The 23,905-nt window shown below is 46.2% G+C and carries 27 protein-coding genes and 1 pseudogene; 16 read left to right on the forward strand and 12 right to left on the reverse strand.

The annotated features are described in order from the left end of the window. Positions 1-119: 119 nt before the first annotated feature. Positions 120-824, reverse strand: coding sequence for a 2OG-Fe(II) oxygenase (locus tag J8Z28_RS01210; protein WP_054563475.1), 705 nt, complete (start codon positions 822-824; stop codon positions 120-122). Between the two features lie 36 nt (positions 825-860). On the opposite strand from J8Z28_RS01210, the gene J8Z28_RS01215 reads away from it, so the two are divergent. Further along, on the forward strand, positions 861-1,256 hold the full coding sequence (locus J8Z28_RS01215; protein WP_054563476.1) for an acyl-CoA thioesterase: 396 nt from the start codon (positions 861-863) through the stop codon (positions 1,254-1,256). Positions 1,257-1,547: 291 nt separating this feature from the next. Here the strand turns inward: J8Z28_RS01215 and J8Z28_RS01220 are convergent, their stop codons facing one another. From J8Z28_RS01220 to J8Z28_RS01235, 4 genes are all read right to left on the reverse strand, one after another. Continuing rightward, the gene (locus J8Z28_RS01220; RefSeq protein ID WP_217875245.1) at positions 1,548-1,751 is read right to left on the reverse strand and encodes a helix-turn-helix transcriptional regulator; all 204 of its coding nucleotides are present in this window, start codon (positions 1,749-1,751) and stop codon (positions 1,548-1,550) included. A gap of 88 nt (positions 1,752-1,839) precedes the next feature. Next, positions 1,840-3,066, reverse strand: coding sequence for a tyrosine-type recombinase/integrase (locus J8Z28_RS01225; protein ID WP_217875244.1), 1,227 nt, complete (start codon positions 3,064-3,066; stop codon positions 1,840-1,842). A 14-nt stretch (positions 3,067-3,080) separates the two neighbouring features. After that, positions 3,081-3,347, reverse strand: coding sequence for a hypothetical protein (locus tag J8Z28_RS01230; protein WP_064663272.1), 267 nt, complete (start codon positions 3,345-3,347; stop codon positions 3,081-3,083). Positions 3,348-3,349: 2 nt separating this feature from the next. Beyond that, entirely contained in the window at positions 3,350-4,324 is a 975-nt protein-coding gene (locus J8Z28_RS01235; protein WP_217875243.1) for a ParM/StbA family protein, read from the reverse strand. A 482-nt stretch (positions 4,325-4,806) separates the two neighbouring features. Between J8Z28_RS01235 and mobI the strand changes: the two genes are divergently transcribed. Further along, positions 4,807-5,232 (forward strand): conjugative transfer protein MobI(A/C), encoded by a 426-nt coding sequence (gene mobI / locus J8Z28_RS01240; RefSeq protein ID WP_425322347.1) that lies wholly within the window; start codon positions 4,807-4,809, stop codon positions 5,230-5,232. Positions 5,233-5,242: 10 nt separating this feature from the next. Here the strand turns inward: mobI and umuC are convergent, their stop codons facing one another. Both umuC and umuD read right to left on the reverse strand, forming a co-directional pair. Beyond that, positions 5,243-6,511, reverse strand: a complete 1,269-nt coding sequence (umuC, locus tag J8Z28_RS01245) for a translesion error-prone DNA polymerase V subunit UmuC (protein WP_250659727.1) — start codon at positions 6,509-6,511, stop codon at positions 5,243-5,245. A 7-nt stretch (positions 6,512-6,518) separates the two neighbouring features. Beyond that, the gene (gene umuD / locus J8Z28_RS01250) at positions 6,519-6,968 is read right to left on the reverse strand and encodes a translesion error-prone DNA polymerase V autoproteolytic subunit (protein WP_011788455.1); all 450 of its coding nucleotides are present in this window, start codon (positions 6,966-6,968) and stop codon (positions 6,519-6,521) included. Between the two features lie 645 nt (positions 6,969-7,613). Between umuD and J8Z28_RS01255 the strand changes: the two genes are divergently transcribed. The 8 genes and pseudogenes from J8Z28_RS01255 to J8Z28_RS01290 all read left to right on the forward strand — a co-directional run bounded on the left by J8Z28_RS01255 (position 7,614) and on the right by J8Z28_RS01290 (position 15,992). After that, the gene (locus J8Z28_RS01255; RefSeq protein WP_250659728.1) at positions 7,614-8,522 is read left to right on the forward strand and encodes a 3'-5' exonuclease; all 909 of its coding nucleotides are present in this window, start codon (positions 7,614-7,616) and stop codon (positions 8,520-8,522) included. A gap of 73 nt (positions 8,523-8,595) precedes the next feature. Further along, positions 8,596-8,763 carry a hypothetical protein gene (locus J8Z28_RS01260; RefSeq protein ID WP_217876817.1) on the forward strand — a complete coding sequence of 56 codons (168 nt, stop codon included), beginning with the start codon at positions 8,596-8,598 and terminating at the stop codon, positions 8,761-8,763. Between the two features lie 112 nt (positions 8,764-8,875). Then, positions 8,876-9,373: pseudogene (locus J8Z28_RS01265) on the forward strand (hypothetical protein); the annotation flags it as partial. Positions 9,374-9,507: 134 nt separating this feature from the next. Continuing rightward, positions 9,508-11,658 carry a MobH family relaxase gene (gene mobH / locus J8Z28_RS01270; protein WP_217875237.1) on the forward strand — a complete coding sequence of 717 codons (2,151 nt, stop codon included), beginning with the start codon at positions 9,508-9,510 and terminating at the stop codon, positions 11,656-11,658. Positions 11,659-11,705: 47 nt separating this feature from the next. Next, positions 11,706-13,541, forward strand: a complete 1,836-nt coding sequence (gene traD / locus J8Z28_RS01275; RefSeq protein WP_217875236.1) for a conjugative transfer system coupling protein TraD — start codon at positions 11,706-11,708, stop codon at positions 13,539-13,541. 9 nt (positions 13,542-13,550) lie between these two features. Then, positions 13,551-14,111, forward strand: coding sequence for a conjugative transfer protein (locus J8Z28_RS01280; RefSeq protein ID WP_074989428.1), 561 nt, complete (start codon positions 13,551-13,553; stop codon positions 14,109-14,111). Continuing rightward, positions 14,098-14,733, forward strand: coding sequence for an IncC plasmid conjugative DNA transfer DtrJ family protein (locus J8Z28_RS01285; RefSeq protein ID WP_250659729.1), 636 nt, complete (start codon positions 14,098-14,100; stop codon positions 14,731-14,733). The genes J8Z28_RS01280 and J8Z28_RS01285 overlap by 14 nt, the downstream gene beginning before the upstream one ends. Positions 14,734-14,885: 152 nt before the next feature. Further along, positions 14,886-15,992: a Fic family protein gene (locus J8Z28_RS01290; protein ID WP_250659730.1), complete on the forward strand. Its 1,107-nt coding sequence runs from the start codon at positions 14,886-14,888 to the stop codon at positions 15,990-15,992. Positions 15,993-16,204: 212 nt separating this feature from the next. On the opposite strand, the gene J8Z28_RS01295 is transcribed toward J8Z28_RS01290, so the two are convergent. Beyond that, on the reverse strand, positions 16,205-16,495 hold the full coding sequence (locus tag J8Z28_RS01295; protein ID WP_250659731.1) for a HigA family addiction module antitoxin: 291 nt from the start codon (positions 16,493-16,495) through the stop codon (positions 16,205-16,207). Positions 16,496-16,728: 233 nt separating this feature from the next. Between J8Z28_RS01295 and traL the strand changes: the two genes are divergently transcribed. From traL to traA, 6 genes are all read left to right on the forward strand, one after another. Next, positions 16,729-17,010, forward strand: a complete 282-nt coding sequence (traL, locus tag J8Z28_RS01300; protein ID WP_040132784.1) for a type IV conjugative transfer system protein TraL — start codon at positions 16,729-16,731, stop codon at positions 17,008-17,010. Next, the gene (locus tag J8Z28_RS01305) at positions 17,007-17,633 is read left to right on the forward strand and encodes a TraE/TraK family type IV conjugative transfer system protein (protein ID WP_217875232.1); all 627 of its coding nucleotides are present in this window, start codon (positions 17,007-17,009) and stop codon (positions 17,631-17,633) included. Before traL ends, J8Z28_RS01305 begins: the two co-directional genes overlap by 4 nt. Continuing rightward, entirely contained in the window at positions 17,617-18,513 is an 897-nt protein-coding gene (locus tag J8Z28_RS01310) for a TraK domain-containing protein (protein ID WP_250660363.1), read from the forward strand. Before J8Z28_RS01305 ends, J8Z28_RS01310 begins: the two co-directional genes overlap by 17 nt. A gap of 2 nt (positions 18,514-18,515) precedes the next feature. After that, positions 18,516-19,805 carry a TraB/VirB10 family protein gene (locus J8Z28_RS01315; protein WP_250659732.1) on the forward strand — a complete coding sequence of 430 codons (1,290 nt, stop codon included), beginning with the start codon at positions 18,516-18,518 and terminating at the stop codon, positions 19,803-19,805. Positions 19,806-19,879: 74 nt separating this feature from the next. Next, the gene (gene traV / locus J8Z28_RS01320) at positions 19,880-20,452 is read left to right on the forward strand and encodes a type IV conjugative transfer system lipoprotein TraV (protein ID WP_001944091.1); all 573 of its coding nucleotides are present in this window, start codon (positions 19,880-19,882) and stop codon (positions 20,450-20,452) included. Beyond that, positions 20,449-20,835 carry a TraA family conjugative transfer protein gene (traA, locus tag J8Z28_RS01325; RefSeq protein ID WP_000180225.1) on the forward strand — a complete coding sequence of 129 codons (387 nt, stop codon included), beginning with the start codon at positions 20,449-20,451 and terminating at the stop codon, positions 20,833-20,835. Before traV ends, traA begins: the two co-directional genes overlap by 4 nt. A 16-nt stretch (positions 20,836-20,851) precedes the next feature. Here the strand turns inward: traA and J8Z28_RS01330 are convergent, their stop codons facing one another. From J8Z28_RS01330 to J8Z28_RS01345, 4 genes are all read right to left on the reverse strand, one after another. Further along, positions 20,852-21,382, reverse strand: coding sequence for a GNAT family N-acetyltransferase (locus tag J8Z28_RS01330; RefSeq protein ID WP_250659733.1), 531 nt, complete (start codon positions 21,380-21,382; stop codon positions 20,852-20,854). Next, positions 21,373-21,639: a type II toxin-antitoxin system TacA family antitoxin gene (locus tag J8Z28_RS01335; protein ID WP_250659734.1), complete on the reverse strand. Its 267-nt coding sequence runs from the start codon at positions 21,637-21,639 to the stop codon at positions 21,373-21,375. The genes J8Z28_RS01330 and J8Z28_RS01335 overlap by 10 nt, the downstream gene beginning before the upstream one ends. Before the next feature lie 155 nt (positions 21,640-21,794). Beyond that, a complete protein-coding gene (gene abiEi / locus J8Z28_RS01340; RefSeq protein ID WP_134990655.1) occupies positions 21,795-22,331 on the reverse strand; it encodes a type IV toxin-antitoxin system AbiEi family antitoxin in 537 nt (178 codons plus the stop codon). A 425-nt stretch (positions 22,332-22,756) separates the two neighbouring features. Beyond that, positions 22,757-23,695 (reverse strand): Abi family protein, encoded by a 939-nt coding sequence (locus tag J8Z28_RS01345; RefSeq protein ID WP_250659735.1) that lies wholly within the window; start codon positions 23,693-23,695, stop codon positions 22,757-22,759. Positions 23,696-23,905: the final 210 nt, after the last annotated feature.

Genomic DNA, 23,905 nt, shown 5'->3' on the forward strand with positions numbered 1-23,905 from the left:
ATAAGCTATAAGTTTTAAGCAGCCCGAGTGGGCTGCTTTTTTATGCAAATAAAAAGCACGACATCAAATGCCGCGCTCTTTTACTTAAAGCTTTTAGCTTAGATTATTACTGCTTAGCATTAGGATTGTGGTTGGCCATAAATTTGTTCCGCGCGGTTGAATAAGACCCACGAGGTTAAAATATACTTATCATTTGAAATTGGCTTATTACCACGGTGCGTGTGGGTAAAATAGCCCGGTGCTACGACCATAGAACCCTGTTTAGGCGATATTTTTCGTTGTTGATAGTAAAACTCTGTTTCGCCACCTTCTTCCACATCATTTAAATAAAACATAAATAACAGCACGCGGTGCAGTGCCTCGTTGTGGCCTGCTTGCGGATATACCTCGCTATGCCAATAAGGGTAGCCACCTTTATTGATATCGTATTTCTGTGCTTGAATTGGACCCATGCGGAAAATTTGCTGCACGAGTAATGGCAATTGTGGTTTGCCGACTTCTTCAAAGTTATCTTGTGTTAGGTCAACAGGTTTGCCCGTTTGCGGATGGTAAACCTTTAAACCAAAGGCACCAATCATCATAAAAATATGCTCTTCAAGGTATTTGAAGACGTAACCCGCAGTCGTTTGTTGAATATGCTTTAGTTGCTCAGCGTATTCAGGGTGGTTATTAAGGTATAAATCGCGGCTGTCTTTTTTCGCTAAATCTACTCCGCCTGAGGTAATGCCTTGTTTTAAATGCGGGCTTTGTTCAAATACCGTGATAAAGTTGTCGCAAAATTCTTTGCTGAGGGCGTTTTCGTATACGCGAATAAAGTCCGTCATGAGCTACCTTTAGTTTATATTTTTTATAGGGTTACTATGTTTACTGAAACTATCACACCACGCTTTAGCGAAACAGATGTGCTAGGGCACATCAACAATACCGTACTCCCTGTATGGTTTGAAGCCGCCCGAGCGCCTATTTTCAGGTTTTTTACGCCCGATTTAAACCCTTATGAGTGGAAACTGATCATTGCTAAGGTTGAAGTAAGCTTTGTGGGTGAGTTGTTTTATGGTCACGATGTCACAGTGAAAACCAGTGTTGAGCACATCGGCTCTAGTTCATTTGTACTGCGCCAAGAAGCTTGGCAGCAAGATAACTGCTGTGCCGTTGGTAAAACCGTACTAGTACGTTATGACTTCGCAAATAAATGTTCGCAAAAACTTAATGAGCAAGAAAGGGCTGACCTTACAGCGCATTTAATCGCTGAGTAATACCCCATTTTTTGCCGACATTTATGAACGCTTGGGGTAAAATGCGCCTTCATTATTTTGACTGAGTAATTTTGGGTTACACGCAATGCTGTTAATGATCGATAATCTGCATGAGTATCTAGCGTGGTGTATAAACGTCCAGTAGTTACAAGTCATTTAGTTGATTACAAAACGTTTTTTTCCTGTAGCGTTTATTGCGTTCTAGCACCATCTTGATAAATTGCGGGTATGAATGCGGGTATGAATGCGGGTATGAATGCGGGTATGATTCTGGCCATACCCGTACTATCTTTAGTTACTGAGTGCATAGTGTTGAGTATATGATGCTCTGGTATTTATCCAGTTGGTGATATCCTGCTCCTTCCACCCCACAGCCCTTTGTCCAAGCTTGATGTTGAGCGGAAATTCTCCAGTCTTCATGAGTGCATAAATTGAGCTTCGACTGAAACCAGTTAACTCAATAACTTGGGGTAAACGTAAAATTCGATTATCCATGACTAACTCCTAATGTTTAATTCAGGAGTATTATGAAGTGTGAGGAGAACCAGTGCAGGTCAGCAAGATGCAAAAATTCATCACTTAATCAATCGACCTCCAGTGCCTTAGATTCGATTTCATCCAAATAATCCGCCCACCATTGCATCATCTCTCTGCGCTTAGATAGATGCTGAGCATGGTTATAAGCTTTTACTACAGAATTTCGTTCGGCATGCGCGAGTTGCCTCTCAATAATTTCGTGTGGCCATTCGTGCTCATGAAGCACTGTTGATGCCGTACCCCTGAATCCATGCGAAGTAATACGGGCTTTATAGCCCATGTACTCTATGGCTCTATTTATCGTGGTGTTGCTCATCGCCGTATTTGCAGTAGAGCGATTTGGAAAAATAAAACCAAATGGCCCTGTAAAAGTTTTAAGCTCTCTTAAAAGTTGCATGGCTTGTTTGGATAATGGTACGACATGAGGCTCCCGCATTTTCATACGTTCGCCAGGAATTCGCCATATCGCATTTTCTAGATCAAACTCATCCCAAATTGCAAGACGTAGCTCGCCGTTTCGAACAAAGGTAAGCAGTAGTAACCTCAATGCAATTATGGTTTGTCGCATTCCTCGTTCTTCATAGGCGTTTAACGCTCTCATAAAACCGCTTAGTTCTGGGCCTTCTAAATGAGGATGATGCCTGACTCTCGGTCTTGTAATAGCTCCTTGAATGGGGGCTGCCGGATCGTATTCAGCCCTTAATGTTACTACTGCATACCGGAAAATTGCTCCGCACCATTGCTTTACAAGCAATGCAATTGAAGGTGATCCTTTCTTACCTTTTCTTTTATCAACACCTTGTTTCTCTATTTTTTGGACAATTACCAAAATATGGGCTGATTCAACAGACTTGATTGGCAGCTTGCCAATTGACGGAAACACATAACGCCGTAAATTGATTTCAATCTGGCGCTTGTAGTTTTCGGACCACTTGGACTTATTCTTTTCTATCCACTCATGAGCCAACGCTTGAAAGGTATTAACGCTTTCCCATTCGTTTTTAACCTTTCGAGACTGTCTGATTGTCGTTGGATGTTTACCTTCTTTTACTAGTTCAGTCGCCTCTTGGCGCTTAATTCTGGCTTCACTAAGGCTAATTGTAGGATAATCACCAATTGTAAAAACTGTTTCTTTCCCAGCAATGCGATACCGGTAACGCCATTTTTTTGCTCCTGATGGTTTAACTTCTAAATACAGACCTGCGCCATCGGTTAATTTTTGTATTTTTTCGGTAGGTTTGATATTTCTGCATTTTGCATCTGACAACTTCATAAATACCCCCCTAATTAGTCAAACCGAAGTTTTGATTTTAATGATTGTTTACGTGATTCTGCTTTGGGTTCTGGCGCTGTACTCACAGAAGTAATTTCAACTTCTGGAGCATGGCCATCCACCGGTGCAGATGACGTGGATAGATTGGGTTGGCTCATGTGAATTAAGCCAAAGGTGGCCAGCATCCGCAGGCGCTCAGCGCGTTCCCGTGGCGGCGTCTTTTCTAATTCTTTGAGCAGTTCAGGGTGGCTCCCTGGGGGAATGTTGACGACGACTCTCATGATCACGCCCCATAAAACCAGAAGCCTCGGACATTCGCCAAAACCGGCTGTTCCGGCACGATAATCTTGCTTCGTGAAAAAATCTCCTTGGCCGCTTCCTTATAAGCCAAGGCTCCACCTCCGGCGATCAATACCAAGTCCGCATTAATGCTTTCGTCACGCATGGATTGGCGCATGGCTGTAAGAGCGACAGGCGCTACCTTTTTCATGGCAGCATTCAGATAAGGTGAAATATCGACTTTTTCTCCAAATAGCAGCACCTGCAAGTCGCCGGTTCTCATGGCTTTTTCAAGTCGATCCATTCCGACTTTGGCACCGTGATCTTCCGAAATCAGCTTATCAATGGTTTCCAGTAGCACGGACATCGCCTGAAGACTGGTTCCTGATGAGCTGTAGCGAATTTCTCCGGCCTCAAGGGCAACCCAGTCAACAGAAAAGAAGCCGGGATCGATGACGACGACGCGACCTTCTTCAATCAAGCCCAAATCACCACCTGTTTGAACCAGATCCATGTAGGCACCGGCAGGCTGCGGCAGCACTTTGACGTCATGAACAGTGATGCTGCGCTTAGGTGTCACTTGATGGACACCTTTTAAACGCTGCACAAGGTCAGACTTACGTTGTGGTTCATGAAACTGGGAAACCGGTAATCCAGTGACAACCAAATCGATGGAGTCAGTTTCAGCCATTAACAAGGCGGCATGAAAAAGCGCCTTATAGGTCTTTGTGGTGGGATACTCCGGGTGAAGCTCTCGCTCCCAGCCTTGAAGGCGTCCAGCAGGCACTCCAGCGGCCCAACGCTCATTATCGACAGACACATACAAACAAGTTTCATCATCGCCTCCACCGATACGCTCCGGCATACGATCCGCAGGACCGGCACCCGCAGGCAGAATAATGGTTTTCGGTTCACTGCCTGATTGGCCAATTGCCAGCTTCAGGTTTGAGTAACCGATATCTACGCCTAGTACAAACATACTTATCTCCTGTGCACTCAAAGTGCTCTAACGGTTTTCAACTAACCGCGCTGTTCACGCTTGGGCATGTCCAAGTGCTCTGGCGGTTCACTCAAATGTCATTATCAGGATTCGGTGTACTGGCGGTGGGCAGAAAGGTGACAAATCCTTTCATCTATCTGCCTATTGCATTTTCGCAAAAGTATGAGAATAGGCTCTGTTTGGCGGCGGATGACTGAGCCAAAAAAATCGAGACGCCAAACGTCGTTTGCATTCTGGCCTGAACTTGCCAAACGGTTTGTATTTTCATGGCAATACGTCTTTTTAGGCGTTTTTAAGTAAAATCGGCCTGTATCCCTTGTCAGGTATGGGATTGCGCGAGTTGATTTATATCGAGACGCCAAACAGTGATTGTTACGGCAGTTTTACGTTTGGCGTTTCGATCCAAAAGCCAAACGGATAGTGGTTTTGGCTTTTGGGGTTAATTGGATGGGGAAATTGGTTTGGTAGAAATCGTCAATGAACAATGGAAAGCAGAGGTATCAGATTTACTTCAGCAAGAAACGGACAGGCTAAAAGCACTGGCACGAGCTGAAGTTGATGACTTTTGGGTTACCCATTACAAGGTTCGCGAGAATGCGCCCTTTAAAGACTGGGGGCTGCTTGGTGTCCGTATCAGAGACTTTAAGTATGGCTTTGGCATAGAGTGGTATATCAACAGCTTTCACGGTCAACGAGGCAAGCGTGTAGTCTTTAGTAAAGGGCTGCGTATTTCAAAGACGAAGCTGAGATACGCATTTTTGGACTGCCAAGGTTTGGCCAAAGAATGGGAGCTAGCGCTGGCCATGGAGAAAGAAGAATTCTTCAGTGATATTCGACGCCAGGTTGATAAGCTCAACATGCTGCGTCGCAGAGTGAATGCCTATTGAGTTAACTGCGCTACTTCACTCGCGGCAACTGGTCCCAGCGTGTTGTGTAGGCGGGAGACAAATGCTCTCGCTTCATCGACCAATCTTCCTTCGTACCTTGTCCAGCAAAGAAAACCTTTCCGGCACCACTTTGGTTAATGGTGTCCAATACAGACATTAACTGTTGGCTATTAGAGCGGGTCGATACGTCATCGAATAGTCCTGGTTGAAACATGCCTGGATCGTAAAAGTCAGACAGCATGACGCCCGCTTTGGCATAACGAAAACCATCCTTCCATATCCGCTTGAGTAAGTGATTGGCCAGTTCGATAAAATCTCGTGTATCGTAACTGGGGATCAGCAACTCGCCCGATGCAGAGTTGCTGTATTGCGGTTCGTTGTCCTTAAAGGGGCTGGTACGTATGAACACGGTCAGCACTTTGGCTTGCTGCTGTTCTTTGCGAAGCTTCTCAGTGGCGCGGGTAGCGTATTCGCATACAGCTTCACGTAACAATTCAAAGTGCGTTACTTTTACGCCAAATGAACGGCTACAGACGATTTGTTTCTTAGTTGGCGGGATCTCTTCAAGCTCAATGCACGACTCGCCATTGAGCTCTCTGACGGTTCTCTCTAAAACCACCGAAAACTGGTCTCTGATGGCTCTAGGAGAGGCATTGGCTAGGTCTAAGGCTGTGGTGATACCCAACGCATTTAAACGCTTAGAAAGCCGTCTACCAACTCCCCAAACATCATCAACCGGAACTAATGCGAGTAATCGACGTTGCCGATCTGGATTGGTCAGGTCTACAACGCCCTGAGTGGCTGGATACTTTTTGGCGGCATGGTTTGCCAGTTTGGCGAGTGTTTTAGTCGGTGCAATGCCTACACAGACGGTGATCCCAATCCAGTTACCTATCCGCTCTCGCACTTGTTGTCCGAACTCGACAAGGGATATGGCAGACTCAATACCGGTTAAGTCCAAAAACGCTTCGTCAATGGAGTAAACCTCTACTCGTGGCGCCATCTCTTCCAAAGTGCGCATCACTCGACTGCTTAAATCTGCATACAGCGCATAGTTGGACGAAAAAGCCAAAATGCCATGACGCTGTATTTCAGCTTTGATCTGAAAGGCGGGTACGCCCATTTTAATACCGAGTGACTTGGCTTCACGCGAGCGTGCAACCACACAGCCGTCATTGTTGGACAGCACCACAACTGGCGTATCTTTTAAATCAGGACGAAACAGCTTCTCACAACTGGCGTAAAAATTGTTGCAGTCCACCAAGGCAAATACAGGCATGGGATAGTCACGACTTGCGGCGCATGTTTCGCACTACATTGGTGACCACACCAAATATCTCTAACTCAGTCCCTTCAGGAATATGGATGGGCTCATACGCCTGGTTTCTTGGGATCAGCTTGACGCACGGCCTGAGTTGAAGCTCCTTTACCGTGAGTTCACCATGGATACCCGCGATGACAATGTCACCGTGTTCGGCTTGAACAGAGCGATCAACCACCAAAATATCATCTGGGTGAATCCCGGCATCAATCATTGAATCACCTTCAACACGTACAAAGAACGTTGCAGCCGGTCGCTTGATGCACAGCTCGTTGAGGTCGAGCGTTTGCTCAACATAATCCTGCGCTGGTGAGGGAAAACCAGCAGAAACACGTTCCATGAACAATGGAATACGAAGGCGCTTGGCTTTGATGAAGGCAAGTGCGCCGCTACGGCCTATCAGCGAGACACTCATGACGAACCTCGAAAAAATAGAATTAACACTGTTTGTTTATACAGTATCTAATGCTATGCTGATTTCTACAAGTAAAATTGTAGGTAAAACGTAGTTGTTCGAGTAAGACGTTGTGTCGTGGGTGATTTCTTTTTTGTGTTGAAAAGCTTGATGTGGGGGATCGCTCGCCCTAGTCAAAGCCTGCAAGGCTTGGACAATACTGCTTCTGCCTACTGCTCTTGTTTCTGTTACTGATCCTGTTACTGCTACTGGTTAACGCATGGGTCGAGTAACCGTCAGATAAGGCTTGTTGAACCCTTCGCAAAGGGTTTCAAAACAGTTAGTAAAATTCTGCTTCGTATTGAATTTACAGGCTTAAAGCGAAGTCAGAAGCATCATTAAAATGCTCAGTCGAACTCGGTTCAAGCCTTTTGCAACCGTTTGAAAAGGGGTTGACTAAGCCATACGTTAAGGGTATCGGTAAGGGTTACCTAAAGGGTTTAGCTAAGACTTTGACTTTCTGAAAGGCTTAGCCAAAGCCTTCATACATGGGCTCACCCAGTAGAAAGATTAAAAAAACGCTGAGGTATCCAAGGTGCATTTTGTACAACCTGTGGCACAGTGAAATCACCTAAAGCGAACAATAGAATTGAAGAGGAACCATCAATGACAAGAGCCCCTGCGCTATTTCCGCTAGAGCGCCTCGCGGATATCCCTGACAGACCAGAAGATTTTAGATTGCTGGAGCGTATTCCATTAACGCGTGAGCCGCAGTCCTGGCCACTTGAACTCTCTCCTGTGGTCGGTGATGAACAGCCAATGGTGCTGCTCGATACAGAGACAACCGGACTGTCTGCCGATGACGAGTCCATTATTGAGCTTGGTATGGTTAAGGTGCTTTACAGCCCCTCGGCTAAGCGGATTGTGTCGATTGTTGATGTGATCAGCTTGTATGAAGATCCCGGCAAGCCAATCCCCGAGCTGATTACCGAGTTAACCGGTATCACCGATGATATGGTGCAAGGCCAGCACATTGATGATTCACTGGTAGCGAGTTGGTTATCCGATGATCCGCTGGTGGTTGCACACAATGCACAGTTTGATCGTCCTTTCTTTGAAAAGCGGTTTGCTGCATTAGGACATCTGTCTTGGGCCTGTTCAGCCAGTGGCATAGATTGGAAGGCGCTGGGTTTTGAAAGTCGAAAACTTGAGTACCTGCTGCTTCGCTTAGGTTGGTTCTATGAAGGACACCGAGCTGCAACCGATTGTTTGGCGATGGCCTGGTTGTTCCATTTGTTGTCCGAGTCCGTTGCAAACTTATTGTCAGAAGCAGACAGGCGTACTGTGCTAGTTCGTGCGTTTGGTGCGTCGTTTGATGTAAAGGACTATCTAAAAGAGCGTGGTTACCGCTGGCATGACGGTGTTAAAGGTGCCAACAAGCATTGGTGGCGCGAAATCAGCGAAGACGAGCTGCCGCAGGAACAAACTTACCTGGATGATTTGTACCATCGTGGCTCAGAACATGCTCACTATGACTACAAAGATGCCCGCAATCGATTTAAAGCTTTGTCATAGCCTCTTGCATATTTGAAAACCTCTGGAAAATGGAAAGTGAACTCATGGTTTAACCAACAAGAGGAATCTTTCCATGTACCAAGACACCTACATTGAATACTGGGGCGAAATCTTCATCTCTGCCCGCATCATTGAATTTGGCATCACATTCGAGCGCTTTCTTAAAGATCCATGGAAGCACTTGATGTCCTGTGGCCAAGAGTCTGCTCCAGACGCGATTGCTGAATTCACGGCTAAATAATAGTGGGGTCACTATCATAGAGAACATTGACGACCGTCTAGATGTCAATGTTCTGTGTTTTGGTGAAGAGTTTGTTGGTTTCTGATTTGATCATGTAGAAGGCTTAAAGGATAAGCTTCATAATCGTGTTGAAAGAATAGAATATTTTGATAAATATATTGTGAGCCCAATTAGTGCCCATCTAATAGTCAGTTTAATGGCAAGTTTAAAGCGTGCGATAGGTGATTTTATTGCTGAAATCATGACTGCACAGCCGAAGCAGGATCATAGAGGGCGCAGTCCATATTGCGTTGCTGACAATTTTTACGATGATGGATCTCTAGCTGATTTTATTAACACTTTAGGAAGACAGCTGAACTTGGAGGTTTATAGTGAGGTTTGTGAACCACGAAATATGCCACATGGCAGGTCTCTAGTTATTCATCTGTCGGACACTTCAATCGTAAAAATAATCTTAGATCAGGGCATGGGTTATTGGACGAGTCGAAGGGCATATTCACGTGAGCGTTTCGATTTTTCTGATGTGAACTATGAAGCGACAGAAGCCTGCAAATGGAACTTTACTGTAAAATCAGCTGATCATGACAGTTATATAGTAGTTCAGCGATAGGTGTTAGTTCGTTGTAGCTCAATTGGTGGGTGGTTCAGGTAAAATGAGGGTGTACTAAAAGATATAGTTTATTTGAGTCTAATCAACCGACAACACCAGATTGAACCTTCACACTATCGTGTCGGAGGTTCACTATGTTCAAAAACCTATTTTTTCAAACCAAAGCACTACCAGAGCTGTCATTGCAACCGGACACGGAAATTCCACGCTATCCGCCATTCCTGAAGGGGTTGCCAGCTGCATCACCCGAGGATTTGCAGTCCACACAAGACGAGCTAATTGCCAAACTTCGCCAGGTACTTGGCTTCAACCAGCGTGATTTTCAACGGTTGATTCAGCCCTGCATTGATCATCTGGCTGCGTATGTCCACTTGCTGCCAGCTTCTGAGCATCATCATCACAGTGGTGCTGGTGGTCTATTTCGTCATTCGTTGGAAGTTGCTTTCTGGGCGGCACAAGCAGCTGAAGGGATCATCTTTGTTGCCAGTGGCACCCCGGTTGAAAAAAAAGAACTGGAACCAAGGTGGCGTGTTGCGGCGGCATTAGGCGGTTTGTTCCATGATATTGGTAAACCCGTTTCAGACCTGTCCATCACAGACGAAGATGGACGCTATCAGTGGAACCCTTTTTTAGAAACATTATCTCAGTGGACCAATAATAATAGCATTGAACGTTATTTTATTCGCTGGCGCGACGGACGGTGCAAGCGGCACGAGCAATTCTCAATTCTGGTGTTAAACCGGGTGATGACACCTGAGTTGCTCGCCTGGTTAACTCAACCTGGCCCTGAAATTTTGCAAGCCATGCTAGAAGCGATTGGCAATACCGATCCCGAGCATGTCCTGTCTAAATTGGTCATTGAAGCCGACCAAACCAGTGTCCAGCGAGACCTGAAGGCTCAACGAATTTCCGTTGACGACAACGCGCTTGGTGTCCCAGTAGAGCGCTATCTACTTGATGCCATGAGGCGATTACTTGCCAGTTCCCAGTGGTTAGTCAATCAGCGAGACGCCAGAGTCTGGGTACGAAAATCGAATCAATCAACCCATCTTTACCTGGTTTGGAAAAGCGCGGCTAAGGACATCATTGAGCTATTGGCCAAAGACAAGATACCTGGCATCCCAAGAGATCCCGATACCCTTGCGGACATCCTCATTGAGCGAGGATTAGCCACGAAATCCGCCTCAAATGAGCGATATGAAAGCCTTGCCCCTGAAGTGCTGATCAAAGACGACAAGCCAATCTGGCTACCCATGCTGCATATATCTGAGGCCGATTTATTGTTCAGCTCGAATGTACCAAGTAGCGTGAGACTGTTCAGCAAACCTGAGTGGGAAGCAACACAGCAAACACAAGCAGAGCCTCAGAGTCGTTCCAGTGAGCATTCAGACTTGCCTGAAGAGTCATCATCAATCGATCACAGCAATTCAACTGAGTCACCATCGACAAAATCGTCCGAACAAGATGATGAACTTCGTCATGCCAGTGATGTTAATCACCTTCAGGCAAATGAAAATGTTCCGGGTGATGGATATGAAAAGCCTAACAATTTAAATGATGGCGCTATCTCAAATAACGTAATCCAGCACGTTGCAGAGGCATTGAATCTACCTGAATCTTTGGCGTGGCTCCCAGAAGCCAGCAGTGCGCTGGTTGTGGTTGGTGAACAGATACTGATCCGCTATCCCGATGCCGTAAGGCCTTGGTGTGCTCCTCGAAAACTGCTTGCTGAACTCAGTCAATTAGATTGGCTTGAATTAGATCCCGCAAACCCAACACGTAAGGCCAGAACTGTGACCTCGAATAATGGCGTTCAGGAGCAAGGGTTACTGCTGAAGGTATCGATTTCAAAAGTGCTAACTGCACTGATAGACCTCTCCAAACAAGATGCAGAACCGGCGGCAGCTATTCAGAACGAAGAGACTTCACTGCGTCCGAGTCGAATTAATACAAGCAATGCTCAAGCAAAAGAGCCCGCCACAACAGCGGTGCGTAAGCAAAAGCCGATTGCGGCCAATGCGAACTTAAGTACAGACCCTAAACACGCGCAGCGCCAACAGATGGTTAATTTTGTGAAAGATTTGCCCATCTTACTGACCGATGGCGATTACCCAGACGTGGATCATAGTGCCGATGGTATTCGCGTCACGATTCAAACCTTACGCCAAGTCGCCAATGAGCATGGCATTCCAGCCGGACAACTGCTTCGGGGGATCTCGGCCAGTGACCAATGCCAGTTTGATGAGGGGGAAACGGTTCTGTTTACCGCTCACGCTAAACGTTAATCCATTTGAAATTAAGCGGATTGCAAACGGTTATTTGCGGAGCATGAATGAAAGAAAACGCATATGAGATGCCTTGGCGCACGAATTATGAAGCCATGGCAGCAGCAGGTTGGCTGGTTGGTGCAACAGGGGCGATTGCCGCAGAAATGCTGACGGAGCTACCACCTGAGCCATTTTGGTGGATGACAGGGATTTCCTCGGGCATGGCGTTTTACCGCCTGCCTGAGGCTTATCGTCTTTATAAATTGCAGAAGGGACTAAAAGGAAAACCATTGGCTTTTATGGCGCTGTCGCATTTGCAAAAGGTGATGGCAAAACATCCTGATGAATTGTGGTTAGGTTATGGCTTTGAGTGGGACCAGCGTCATGCTCAACGTGTTTATGAAATATTAAAACGTGATAAGCAAACCTTGCTTAACCAGGGTCACGCCTCTTATCGAAAGAATAGCCAAATGGGTTCGACCTGGATTCATGGTGTCGAGCCCAAAGAAGAAGATGTGTACCAACCAGTTGGACACACTGAGGGGCATACCTTAATTGTCGGTACGACCGGTGCCGGAAAAACCCGTTGCTTTGATGCGATGATCACTCAGGCCATTTTGCGCAATGAAGCCGTGATTATTATTGACCCCAAGGGAGACAAGGAGCTTAAGGATAATGCGCAGCGAGCCTGTATTGCCGCCGGTAGTCCTGAGCGCTTTGTGTATTTTCATCCGGGTTTTCCAGAGCATTCAGTACGTCTTAATCCCCTGAGAAACTTTAACCGAGGCACTGAAATTGCCAGCCGAATTGCGGCATTAATACCATCTGAAACCGGTGCTGATCCATTTAAAGCTTTTGGCCAAATGGCACTGAATAACATAGTGCAAGGTTTGTTGCTTACTTCACAGCGTCCTGATCTGAAAACACTGAGACGATTCTTGGAAGGTGGCCCGGAAGGCTTGGTAGTAAAAGCCGTCACAGCCTGGGGGGAGCAGGTGTATCCGAACTTTAGTGTGGAGATCAAGCGCTTTACCGAAAAGGCCAATACCTTGGCTAAACAAGCCATGGCGATGCTGCTTTTCTACTACGAACGCATTCAGCCTGTTGCCGCCAATACCGATTTGGAGGGGCTATTGAGCATGTTTGAGCACGATAGAACCCACTATTCAAAGATGGTGGCCTCACTGATGCCGGTGCTCAATATGCTCACATCAAGTGAATTGGGCCCACTGTTATCACCGATTGCAAACGATGTGGATGACAGTCGGTTAATTACGGATTCTGGCCGTATTATCAACAATGCCCAAGTGGCGTATATCGGCTTGGATTCATTAACTGACGCCATGGTTGGCAGCGCCATCGGTTCGTTGCTTTTATCGGATCTCACCGCCGTGGCCGGTGACCGCTATAACTATGGTGTTGATAATCGTCCCGTAAATATCTTCATCGATGAGGCGGCTGAAGTCGTCAACGATCCCTTCATTCAACTGCTCAACAAAGGCCGTGGCGCAAAAATGCGTTGTGTGATTGCTACTCAGACCTTTGCTGACTTTGCCGCTCGTACAGGCAGCGAAGCTAAGGCTCGCCAGGTGTTAGGTAACATCAACAACCTGATAGCCCTTCGGGTGATGGATGCCGAAACGCAGCAGTACATTACCGACAATCTGCCTAAGACTCGGTTCCAGTACATCATGCAAACTCAAGGTATGTCGTCAAACTCGGACAGCCCCGCGTTATTTACCGGCAATCATGGCGAGCGCTTGATGGAGGAAGAAGGCGATATGTTTCCACCGCAGTTATTAGGCCAGCTTCCCAACCTGGAGTACATCGCCAAGCTTTCAGGTGGCCGTGTGATTAAAGGTCGCATTCCTATTTTAACCAGCTCTACACAGGCAGCATAAGGAGTCTGTATGCATCATTCTGTCTGTCTGAAAATGACAACACTTACCAGTAAAGAAATGCTCGCTCAGTGGCAGCAACATAACCCTCAGTTCAAGGAAGCTTTAAGACTGCTTGAAACCGATTGGCCTCACGCTTTGGCTTCAGTGCACTGTTTGGCGGACTATTTAACGGATGCGCTCACGTTAGATGGCCATTCCATCTTTGATTTGTGTCTGTGTAATGGCTTGGGCAGTTATGAAGAAGTCAGTTGTGATGATGACAGTGTGCGCCTGTGGCATTTCATTGAGGCACTGACTTGGACTGCCGCCAGTGCTTTAACGGGGATTCGCCTGCGTGATCCTGACCATTTCGAGTGGGCCGCTGTGGATGGTGTCTATTTCCACACCTGGATGCGTAATCGTCCGAATCGGATGGCGTATTTAGCTGAAGGACGCATCGATGTGCGTTATGAAAGTGGTCATACGACGACAAAGCGGCTTCAACAAGTGATTAAAGCCCGGATTATGACGCCAACCGTTGCAGCCATGCTGGCGCGAGTAGAAGAGGATGTTTGGCATGAGCAAGCATAAGTCGGTTTGGCTGCTGTGTCTGGCACTGATGCTAGAGATTATTGCCATTGGCGTGTTAGTGCCCGGTGATTGGACTGGCCGGGTTATTAGTAAAGAGAAGCAGATGATCCAAAATCAATTGGGCGCACAAACAAGCTATTGGATTGGTCAAACTAGCCATGGCTGGTATCAGTCATGGATTGTGGATACGCAGATGGAGAAATCTGTGCGAGATTTTCTAATCCCCACTGAAGAACAGCGACTTCGTTCTAAAGGGATGGAGAACATGGGAGGCTTTTGGTTTGTCTGGGTAGAAGACCGTATTCAGGCATTTTTTGATGTGTTGTACCAGGTGTTCACTCGATTTGCTTTGCTGATGGTCTGGTTGCCCTTTGCGCTTATTCTCATGTTACCGGCGCTGTGGGACGGCTTGATGACCTGGAAAATTAAGAAGACAACCTTTGATTTTTCGAGCCCTATCATTCACCGCTACAGCATGATTACCCTGGGCTCAGGCGTCATTTTGCTGTTTATGGGATTGTTCGCCCCGCTGGCTATTCCACCGGTGGTGTTACCGTCGCTGATCATCGGCTTGGCATTAATGGCGGGATTGGCGTTAAGTCACTTGCAGAAGAAGATATGAGGCCAGTGTTAATGACTGCCAAGACAGGTGATAACATCGAAAGATGATATGAATACCTGCATTATTCGCATCATTATTGGATGTGATTGTTGGTTTTATTCGAATCGTGCTATGATTTGAATGTGCTGTTATTTAAATCAAAAGGTGACAAGATGTGGATCTGGCAACAAGCTGACTGGCCAAACTTTATCTGGGATGAAAAGGTTATTGACCCCAAGTTACGAGACATTCGCTTTCACCAAGGGGTGTTGGTGGGCAAGATGTCGAGCCAACCTAAAGACCAAAAGCAAAGTATGTTAGACACGCTATTGGCGAACATTACTCATTCGAGTGCCATTGAAGGTGAGAAGCTCAACGCTTTTTCTGTTCGCTCGTCGTTGGCTAATAAACTTGGTCTTTCTGAAGAAAAACCATTTCCAACCACTGAACGCACTGATGGCCTTGCAGAAATAATGTTAGATGCGGTGGAGAATTTAGACTCGCCGCTCTCACTTGAGAGAATATTACAATGGCATAAACGACTGTTTCCTGAGGGCTACACCTTGTTCAACCCTGTTATAGGAGGGCAGTTACGCGGCGAAGAGCCTATGCAGGTTGTATCAGGTAGGATTGATAAACCCACGGTGCATTTTGAAGCGCCGAGCCGAGATGTACTTGAGTCCGAACTAGACGTGTTTATTCGCTGGTTTAATGACTCTCGTGAGGACCCAACTTTAGATCCATTACTTAGAGCTGCGATAACACATCTCTGGTTTGTGACGCTCCATCCTTTGGATGACGGCAATGGCAGGATCACCCGCTTACTCACTGATTTGGCGCTGGCCCAGGCTGAGCGCCAATCTGTCCGATTCTATGCAATGTCAGTGGCGATTCTAGCCAACCGTAAAAGCTACTACGAAATATTAGAGCAATCCCAGAAAGGTGAACTTGATATTACCGCTTGGCTTATGTGGTTTTTAAACACCTTAGGTGAAACCTTCACCAATGTGCTCGAAGAAATCGACCAAACGGTTTTTAAAACAAACTTCTGGCGAAATGTCGATCAAACGCGACTGTCCTCAGAGCAAGTAAAAGTGCTCAATCGAATGCTTGATGGAGATTTTGACCAAGGCATTAATACGTCGCAATACCATAAAGTGGCAAAAGTGAGTAAGCCAACCGCTTCTCGTCATTTAGCGGTGTTGGTCGAGATTGGTTGCTTGGTAAAAAGTGAAGCCGGAGGGAGGAGCACACGTTATAAGCTCGCGCACTTGAGTTAAAAATACGAACATTGAGAGAATACGCCAATAGAACTAGCGACAGTTTTCAACTAGCTTAAGGTTTGTGTGTTCGAGCGATTTTACGTGTAAGTTTCCGTTCGATGTGTGCAAATTCTCGACTTAGTTTATGATATTCACGTGCAACACTTTGATTTTTAAGTGCCTTTCCTTTCAATGTTTTTAGAGACATCAATTTTACCCCTAATTTACCCCTAAGCTAGTTCATAAGATTGGACTTTCAGCGTTGTCTTTTGATTTCTGAGAGCTGATAAATCATAAGCATTTTGCAGGCGCAACCAGTGGTCAGCAGAGGGTTTAGCAAAAGCCAGCTCCAAGCGTACAGCCATTTCCGAAGTTATTGCACCTCGTCCGTTCAATACCTTGGATAGGGTTTTACGGCTTACATTCAAGTGTTTTGCAACATCGGTAATCGTCAACTCCAACGGCTCGATGACCATCTCTTTTAATATCTCACCAGGGTGAGCAGGGTTATGCATAGTCATTGGTTATAAAACTCGTAGTTAACAATTTCTGCATCTCGTCCATTGAATCTGAATGTAACGTGCGAATTACCATGAGCTAATTGTAACCCTTAAGGTTGCGATATCAATCTGATTGTAAGTACAGAATCACTAAGCCACCTCAAAACCTTCAAGAATTCGGCATCTAGCTGACCACTGAAGCTGCCAATCCCAAGGCATTCTTCACTTCTCAAATTAAACAACGAGGAGTGACTATGGAACCTGTAAATATTCCATCCTATATCGACGACCCGCCGCACTTCCTGCTTTGGAGTGCCGATGAGATGGCTCCCATTCTGTTGGGGCTAGTGATCGGCATTTTTACCGGTAATGCCTTGGTTTTATGCCTGTTGGGGTTGGTGACAACCAAGCTCTATCGGCGTTTTCGTGATGGTCGCCCAGATGGTTTTATTCTTCACGCCATTTACTGGGTCGGACTGTTGCCAACCAAAGCCAAGACGATCCCTAACCCATTTATCAGGAGCTATCTGCCGTGAAGTTCGACGTGTTTTTAAAATCATGGCAAGGCACGCAATTAGAGAACCGATGGCAACGGTTCCTGATTGCGGTGCTGGTGCTATCTAATTTGCTGCTTGCGGTAGCGGCATTTTCTCGCAATACCGTGGTAGCTATTCAACCGCCAACCTTATCTGAAACGGCTGAAGTGTCACGAAACCAAGCTACTCAACATTACCTGGAATCCTGGGGGCTATACCTGGCTGAGCTTATGGGCAACGTGACGCCGGGTAATGTGTCTTTCATCCGGGTTGCCATTGAGCCGCTACTTTCTCCAGCGGTGTACCAGCAAGTGGTCGATGCACTGGAGATTCAGGCAAGACAAATCCGTGAAGACCGAGTCACGCTCAAATTCCAACCCAGACAAGTGGAATACGAGTATGAAACCGGCCATGTCTTTGTGACCGGTTATTCCTTGGTCTCTGGGCCATCTGGCGATGAGCAACGCCAAACTCGCACCTATGAGTTTGACATCGATATTGAGCAATACCGTCCAAAGCTCAGTTGGATGGATACGTACGAGGGGCAAGCTAGAACGAAGCGCGTTCGTGAAAAGTTGACCCAAGAGCAAAACCGGAGGGTGAATGATGCGAACCAAAATTAGTCGATGGATGACACCAAGCTTAATTGCAACCAGCTTGAGTGGCGTCCTGTTATCTCAAGCGTCGTATGCAGACGTGGAATTGCCAATTGTGCCAGCCAGTGTGATGAAGCAGTCTGCTACTGCAAATCCACCGGTTCAAAGCAATACGGTTTCAACGGATGCGCCAACAACGCTACTGATGACACCGGGAGTCAATGAACTGATCCCTGTGGCACTTGGCCATCTGAATCGGATTGTGACGCCGTTTGAATCGCCTCAGGTGAGAACAACCAGTGATGCTCAGACGCAAATCAAGGGGAATGTTGTATATGTGGCCACGGACAAAGAATCACCGGTTTCACTTTACATCACTCCGCCTGGTCAGGAAGCGCCCGCATTATCTGTCACATTAGTACCTCGTCGTATTCCACCGCGTGAAATCACCTTAGCTATTGATGGTCAGCAGTGGCCTATTAAGGGCGTCGTTAACCGAAAAGCCGCCACTTGGGAAACGGCTCAGCCATACGTCGATAGCTTACGTGATTTACTCAGACGCCTTGCACTAAATGAGTTGCCACAAGGCTATGACATCCGTTTAGCTGGCCAAACTGACACAAGCCCGAAATGTTTTCAGCCAGGTTTAAAGTTTGGTTTTAAGCAGGGGCAAATTGTGACGGGACATTACTTCACCGTCTACGTAGGTCTGGTTGAAAGCTTTGCCGATGAGCCGATAGAAGCCAGTGAAATAGCCTGTCATGCACCGGATATAGTGGCAAGCGCCTACTGGCCTCGCAATATCTTGTTGCCGGGTGAAAAGACTGAGTTGTATGTGGTTGTTCGCAATCATCGTGAAGAAGCGGTGGAAAGTCAGCGACCTTCGCTTCTTGTGGGAGGTGAATAACGATGAAAGCACTATGGGAACAAATGAGCCCGAACATGAAGCGTGGCCTATCGGTTGCTGGTATTGCTGGTGGTCTCATTCTTATGGTGATGGTGTTTTCACCTAATCCTGACGATGGCTCAAGTAGTCGGAACAGACAGGAAACGATCCGGCACATTCTTACGGATACCAATACTCGTGATGTTGGGGTCGATAGTTTGGCTGCGAACGTAAAACTACTCAGTGAGCGCAATGAACAGTTACGTCGTGAAGTTGAGCGCTTGCGTCGTGACGTCGATTCAGGACGGCTAAGCCCAGGTTCGCCTTCTATACCAAGTGAGGTCAATGCGGAGTTGGCTCGCCTTAGAGCGGAACTTGATGATGTTCGCGCAGGAGGTGATGCAGCAGTTGAAGGCACAAATAGCCGTTTTGAAGTGCCTTTATCTGCCATGGAATTGCCTAAAGACGAAAAGCCTCTGCCGTCTAACCCAGACGACTATTTTGCCAATGCGCCGCTGCCTGATCCGCTCTATCAGCAGCCAGCCAATGGCCAAGGTACACGAGCTCGGGATGTTCCATTGCCGCCAATCACGATTCGTATGATTGAGCCTGAAGTGGTTGCTGAACCAGACGTTGTTGTGCAAGAAGCGCCGCCTTTGTATCTACCGGCGGGCAGCATCATCTCAGGTACTTTGATCACAGGTTTGGATGCCCCTACTCACGAGTCCGCAAGACGCGAACCTTTTCCTGCATTGCTGAGGATTCAAAAGGAAGCCATTTTACCCAACCGATTTAGAGCGGATATCAAAGAGTGTTTCTTGATCGCCGCAGGTTACGGTGATTTGAGCTCTGAGCGTGCCTATTTGCGAGGCGAGACCATTTCATGTGTGAGAGAAGATGGTGGCGTCATTGAAACGCGACTGGATTCTTATGCCGTGGGTGAAGACGGCAAAGCCGGTATTCGTGGCCGATTAGTGTCGAAACAAGGCCAACTGGTGGCTAAATCGATGATGGCCGGGTTCCTTCAGGGGTTGGCTGGCGCATTTGATGTAAATCCTGTTCCGACGATTCAGACGGGTAATGCCGGTGATACTCAGCTGTACCAGCAAGTCATGAGCCAAGAAGCATTACAAGGTGCTGCGATTAAAGGCACCGGTAAAGCATTGGATCGCGTGGCCAAGTTCTATTTGGACATGGCTGAAAATATGTTCCCAGTCATAGAGGTAGACGCTGCAAGGAAAATTGAAGTCATAGTCACTCGTGGTGCCTCGTTGTCGTTGGCCACTTCGCAAGGGGGAGGTGCAAGAAGATGAAAAAATCCTGCATGTTGCTAACCGATCGAAGTCCGTTTCAGACAATAAGATGTGTATCCAGAGGAGAGTTAACCATGACGACATCAATGCAGAACAACCCAAAGCACCAGTCAAAACAGTGGTCTAAAGCTGGCTTACTTTTATTGGCAGTCGGCTCAACCTTATTGTCTGGCTGTAGTTCATTGGGTCTTGGGAGTAGTGAATATGGATGCCCAGGTATGCCTGACGGTGTGCGCTGTTTATCCGCTCGTGAAGTCTATGAGCTTACCAGTAATGGCGCTGCACCCAAGACGATTGATGCTGTGGCGACTCGAATTGGTTCTCCCTCTGGGTATTCACAATCTGATTTAGAGACAGGACTGCTGAGCCATCCAGCATTACCTGAGACGCAGCAATCTGCACCTATTCGCATTCCTTCAAGAGTGATGCGAATTTGGATTGCGCCTTGGGAGGATGACCGTGGAGATCTGAATTTATCCAGCTACGTGTTTACCGAAATTGAACCGCGCCGGTGGGATATTGGGGTGTCAGCACCTCGAACGGTTTCGCCAGTGCTACGTCCACTTCAGACTCAAAGCGATTCAGCCTCAGCGGGAGCTGATGGTAAGCGCGATAACTTGAGTATCTACGGAGAAACTAACGAATGACAAATGCAGTTCGCACCATTCAAACTCAGCGCCTAATGACCATTGGTGCGCTTGGTTTAATGGCGTTAATGATTTCGGAGCCCTCATTTGCGGGCACCGGTGGTGATGCTTTCACCGATGTGTGGGATACCCTAAAAGATTGGACCCAAGGTACTTTGGGACGGATCGTAGCGGGAGCCATGGTTCTGGTGGGTATTGTGGGCGGTATCGCTCGCCAAAGCTTGATGGCTTTTGCCTTGGGCATTGGTGGCGGTATGGGTCTCTACAATACGCCAACCGTCGTTGAAAGTGTTATGTCTGCAACCTTACCTGTTGTTGCCAGCACTCAAGAAGTTATTGGCACAACTGTTCCAGCAATCAGCGCCGTTTTACTAGGCACTTGATAATATTGGCGGCTTCTCATGTCAAAGGGGAGCCGTCATCTCGCTCTGTGGGCAATGATTTTTCTATATCGCAGATCCGTGTCATGAGTACTAAAGGATCAATCGTCGATTCTTTGAAGCCAAATTTTTTGTAGAACGTTTGCGCACTGCTATCAATAGCATGGACTAAGATTCCTGCTCCACCGACAGCGTTCATTGCTTGTACTGAGCGAATGATGCAATCTTTTAAAAGACCGGCTGCAATGCCTTGACCTTGATAGACATTATCCACCCCAAGCCTTGCTAGAATCACCATGGGAATGGGATCAGGACTATTTCGTCTTAGTGAACTGAATGCTTGCTCTCTTGAAACTGATCCCATGGCAATGGCATAGTACCCAACCACTTGATGAGTATCAGTGTCATTGACCACATACACTCTCGCGGTTCCCCGTTTTTGACTTTTTAACGCCTGTTTTCTTAACCAGGTATCGAGTTCTTCGATGCCACATTGAAAGGCGTCAATTTGGTGCTCATCAGCGAGTAGTGTTGGTGCACTTATTCCCAAGGCGCTTTCCTTTTAAACAGATCTTTCATGCCTCCAAGAGTCTGTGGCTCTGCACGAAGTTCGTTATCAAACGCTTCAAAAGCCTTTGCTTCAAGAACAAAATCCCGCTGTTCTGCCAGTATACTATGCGCTTCATTGAGCGCTGCTTGCTGAATGAACACGGTTCTATCAACTTTTTTTAAACTTGCTGCGGCATCGATGATGTCTCTTACCGATGGCAGTACTCGCATGTTGATTGGGGCTGTCTTTGTAGCCATGACACCATCCTCTGTATATCTACTTAATACACAGTTTAAACGGTTTTAGCGTGTAGTCAACAGATACACATTATCTTTTGGGGTCTGTGATAGGGAAAAGCGGTTGTAGTTGGCTGGATGAAATTTGCTTGGCAGAGCGCCCCAATTGCAGTTGTTCAACTACTATGCATTGCATCATCGTTAACTAGATGGGTATTTCTGCCAACTCGTTTTAGGTCTCTGTATGCAGTTTGTTTCGTTGCTAACCTAAGTGGTCTGCCAACTAAACTGGTATTTTCTAAAATGTTTATCGGATTTCGCTTTGTATGCGTAAATTCAATTGTACCCAAAGGTGTTTTGAATTCACCGGAACGTCCCGTTGTCATAACAGTTAACCTATCTACTGGAATTTGCGAAATAACACCATAATCAGAAAGAGCAGACTCCAAGCTAATGTAGTTATATTCCCCACGTCGAATAGTTTTAGCAATTTGCTCCAACGTGTCGCTGCCTTTCGACTGCGCTAAATTGAATAAGTACACACCATTAATCATTCGAGTTAGCAAGCCATCGTCTTGCAAACGTTTAATTCCTGCACGCAATGCTCGTTCATTATCTTGATGAAAGATTTTGGCCAGATCTGAATTAGTAAAAACACAGCGACCACGCTTGTCATATTCTAAGAGCTTTTTAATTGCCTCAGCCTTTTTCACAATACGCCTCTAGTTATCAAGGATGACACTTAAGCATGTCATAAGTGTAGACTTAACTTTAGTAGGGCACAAGTTTACAAGAATGACATCAAAAAGTGTCAAATTTGTTGACTTGGTTTCTAAGGGGGGATTAAAAGGACTTGGTTAGTTTAAAGGGTGATAAATTTTAACACCCAGGGTGTGAAAAAACGGGCTCAGCTAAACCGGTTGGCTAGCAACGGCGCTTCTGCCATCGCTTGTAGGCGATAAAAGTGTTATGTCTGCAACCTTACCTGTTGTTGCCAGCTCTCAAGAAATTATTGGCACAACTGTTCCAGCAATCAGCGCTGTTTTACTGGGCACCTGATAAACTCAAAATATGCCTTTAAAAGGTTTGGTTCTACAAAGTCACTGCTTTGTGGGCCTTATTTTTTATCAGGATTGGCTTATTTGATCAGTCTTGGTGGGTAAATCTGTTTAACTTCAAGCACAATGCTCCTCCCTTTATGTACGCCTTTAGGTGATGTTGTTAGTTCATAAAGCCCAGAGACGGAACCATTTTCTTTATGGCGTTTTGAAAGTTCATGTTTCAACTTGTTGACTTTTAGTTTTGTTGGATTTGTTCCCTGAAAATGGCTCAATGCCTCAAGAGAACATAGTTGTCTTATGTGATCTATGATGCCCATACCAACAATAAAATCATACCGTTCAAAGCTCATCCACATTAAACTCTCTGCAATCAGATCAACGTATTCGTTTAAGCGAATGATGCTTTCTTCCGGGGTCGTAGGACCTAAGCGAATAATATTTCCACCACCGTCAACAGTATCACGTATTTTCCAGATGGGTTCATAGTGGCCAACCCTGTTTCTAAAGTCTTTTATAAATTTAAATCGATGATGTAATGAGGTCCTTGTTGCGTTCGTGCTTTTTGCATTTGGGAACACTTTTGGAATCAATGTCGGCCAAAGTTTGGTATTTTTTACTGGGTCATCGTAATTCTGCGTAAGTAAATTAACCCAAAAGCCAAAGCTCAAAGATGCTACAACGGTATCTGAAGATGGTCTGGGAGTAATTGGTGTTTTACGATCTTTTTTCAGGTATTGCTTCTCAGCCTCTTTTTTTGCAGAGGGAAATTTCTTCATTAAAAACCATTCTTTGTTACCACTGAAATGGCCGGAAGCAGCTGAATGAATTGAATTTCGTAAAGTAATTTCAGTCGCCTGAAGAAGGGGGTAAAATGCTGTTGATAAGGACTTATTCCAAAGATACGTTCCAAGAGCTTCAGCATCATTTTTACAGCTGAAGTATGTGCGGTAGGTGTCCAATCGGGACTTCGAAAGCGTTACCTCTAGTGCGTTGATGAACGCTTGATCTACTTGCAAATCTTTATCTCCAATCCTATACTGTGTCTGTAAGTCCTAGATACACCCCCTCCGAGCATCGGCTCGTGATATGGCTCTAGGGCAGAATCTGACTAGAAATTGCTTTAAAATCATAGGTTTTTTTGCGAAATCTAGAAGAATTTGAAGAGGCTGCTGAAAGGCGGCCTTTTTCATTTCTGCTCGTTATAAGCTGTACACTGTTTATTCCTC

The sequence above is a fragment of the Pseudoalteromonas sp. SCSIO 43088 genome (assembly GCF_023650795.1).
Lineage (GTDB): Bacteria > Pseudomonadota > Gammaproteobacteria > Enterobacterales > Alteromonadaceae > Pseudoalteromonas > Pseudoalteromonas shioyasakiensis.

Bases quoted from the DNA above. Each gene is read 5' to 3' on its own strand.
- J8Z28_RS01210 (WP_054563475.1), bottom strand. From the start codon at position 824: ATGACGGACTTTATTCGCGTATACGAAAACGCCCTCAGCAAAGAATTT.
- J8Z28_RS01215 (WP_054563476.1), top strand. From the start codon at position 861: ATGTTTACTGAAACTATCACACCACGCTTTAGCGAAACAGATGTGCTA.
- J8Z28_RS01220 (WP_217875245.1), bottom strand. From the start codon at position 1,751: ATGGATAATCGAATTTTACGTTTACCCCAAGTTATTGAGTTAACTGGT.
- J8Z28_RS01225 (WP_217875244.1), bottom strand. From the start codon at position 3,066: ATGAAGTTGTCAGATGCAAAATGCAGAAATATCAAACCTACCGAAAAA.
- J8Z28_RS01230 (WP_064663272.1), bottom strand. From the start codon at position 3,347: ATGAGAGTCGTCGTCAACATTCCCCCAGGGAGCCACCCTGAACTGCTC.
- J8Z28_RS01235 (WP_217875243.1), bottom strand. From the start codon at position 4,324: ATGTTTGTACTAGGCGTAGATATCGGTTACTCAAACCTGAAGCTGGCA.
- umuC (WP_250659727.1), bottom strand. From the start codon at position 6,511: ATGCCTGTATTTGCCTTGGTGGACTGCAACAATTTTTACGCCAGTTGT.
- umuD (WP_011788455.1), bottom strand. From the start codon at position 6,968: ATGAGTGTCTCGCTGATAGGCCGTAGCGGCGCACTTGCCTTCATCAAA.
- J8Z28_RS01255 (WP_250659728.1), top strand. From the start codon at position 7,614: ATGACAAGAGCCCCTGCGCTATTTCCGCTAGAGCGCCTCGCGGATATC.
- J8Z28_RS01260 (WP_217876817.1), top strand. From the start codon at position 8,596: ATGTACCAAGACACCTACATTGAATACTGGGGCGAAATCTTCATCTCT.
- mobH (WP_217875237.1), top strand. From the start codon at position 9,508: ATGTTCAAAAACCTATTTTTTCAAACCAAAGCACTACCAGAGCTGTCA.
- traD (WP_217875236.1), top strand. From the start codon at position 11,706: ATGAAAGAAAACGCATATGAGATGCCTTGGCGCACGAATTATGAAGCC.
- J8Z28_RS01280 (WP_074989428.1), top strand. From the start codon at position 13,551: ATGCATCATTCTGTCTGTCTGAAAATGACAACACTTACCAGTAAAGAA.
- J8Z28_RS01285 (WP_250659729.1), top strand. From the start codon at position 14,098: ATGAGCAAGCATAAGTCGGTTTGGCTGCTGTGTCTGGCACTGATGCTA.
- J8Z28_RS01290 (WP_250659730.1), top strand. From the start codon at position 14,886: ATGTGGATCTGGCAACAAGCTGACTGGCCAAACTTTATCTGGGATGAA.
- J8Z28_RS01295 (WP_250659731.1), bottom strand. From the start codon at position 16,495: ATGACTATGCATAACCCTGCTCACCCTGGTGAGATATTAAAAGAGATG.
- traL (WP_040132784.1), top strand. From the start codon at position 16,729: ATGGAACCTGTAAATATTCCATCCTATATCGACGACCCGCCGCACTTC.
- J8Z28_RS01310 (WP_250660363.1), top strand. From the start codon at position 17,617: ATGCGAACCAAAATTAGTCGATGGATGACACCAAGCTTAATTGCAACC.
- J8Z28_RS01315 (WP_250659732.1), top strand. From the start codon at position 18,516: ATGAAAGCACTATGGGAACAAATGAGCCCGAACATGAAGCGTGGCCTA.
- traV (WP_001944091.1), top strand. From the start codon at position 19,880: ATGACGACATCAATGCAGAACAACCCAAAGCACCAGTCAAAACAGTGG.
- traA (WP_000180225.1), top strand. From the start codon at position 20,449: ATGACAAATGCAGTTCGCACCATTCAAACTCAGCGCCTAATGACCATT.
- J8Z28_RS01335 (WP_250659734.1), bottom strand. From the start codon at position 21,639: ATGGCTACAAAGACAGCCCCAATCAACATGCGAGTACTGCCATCGGTA.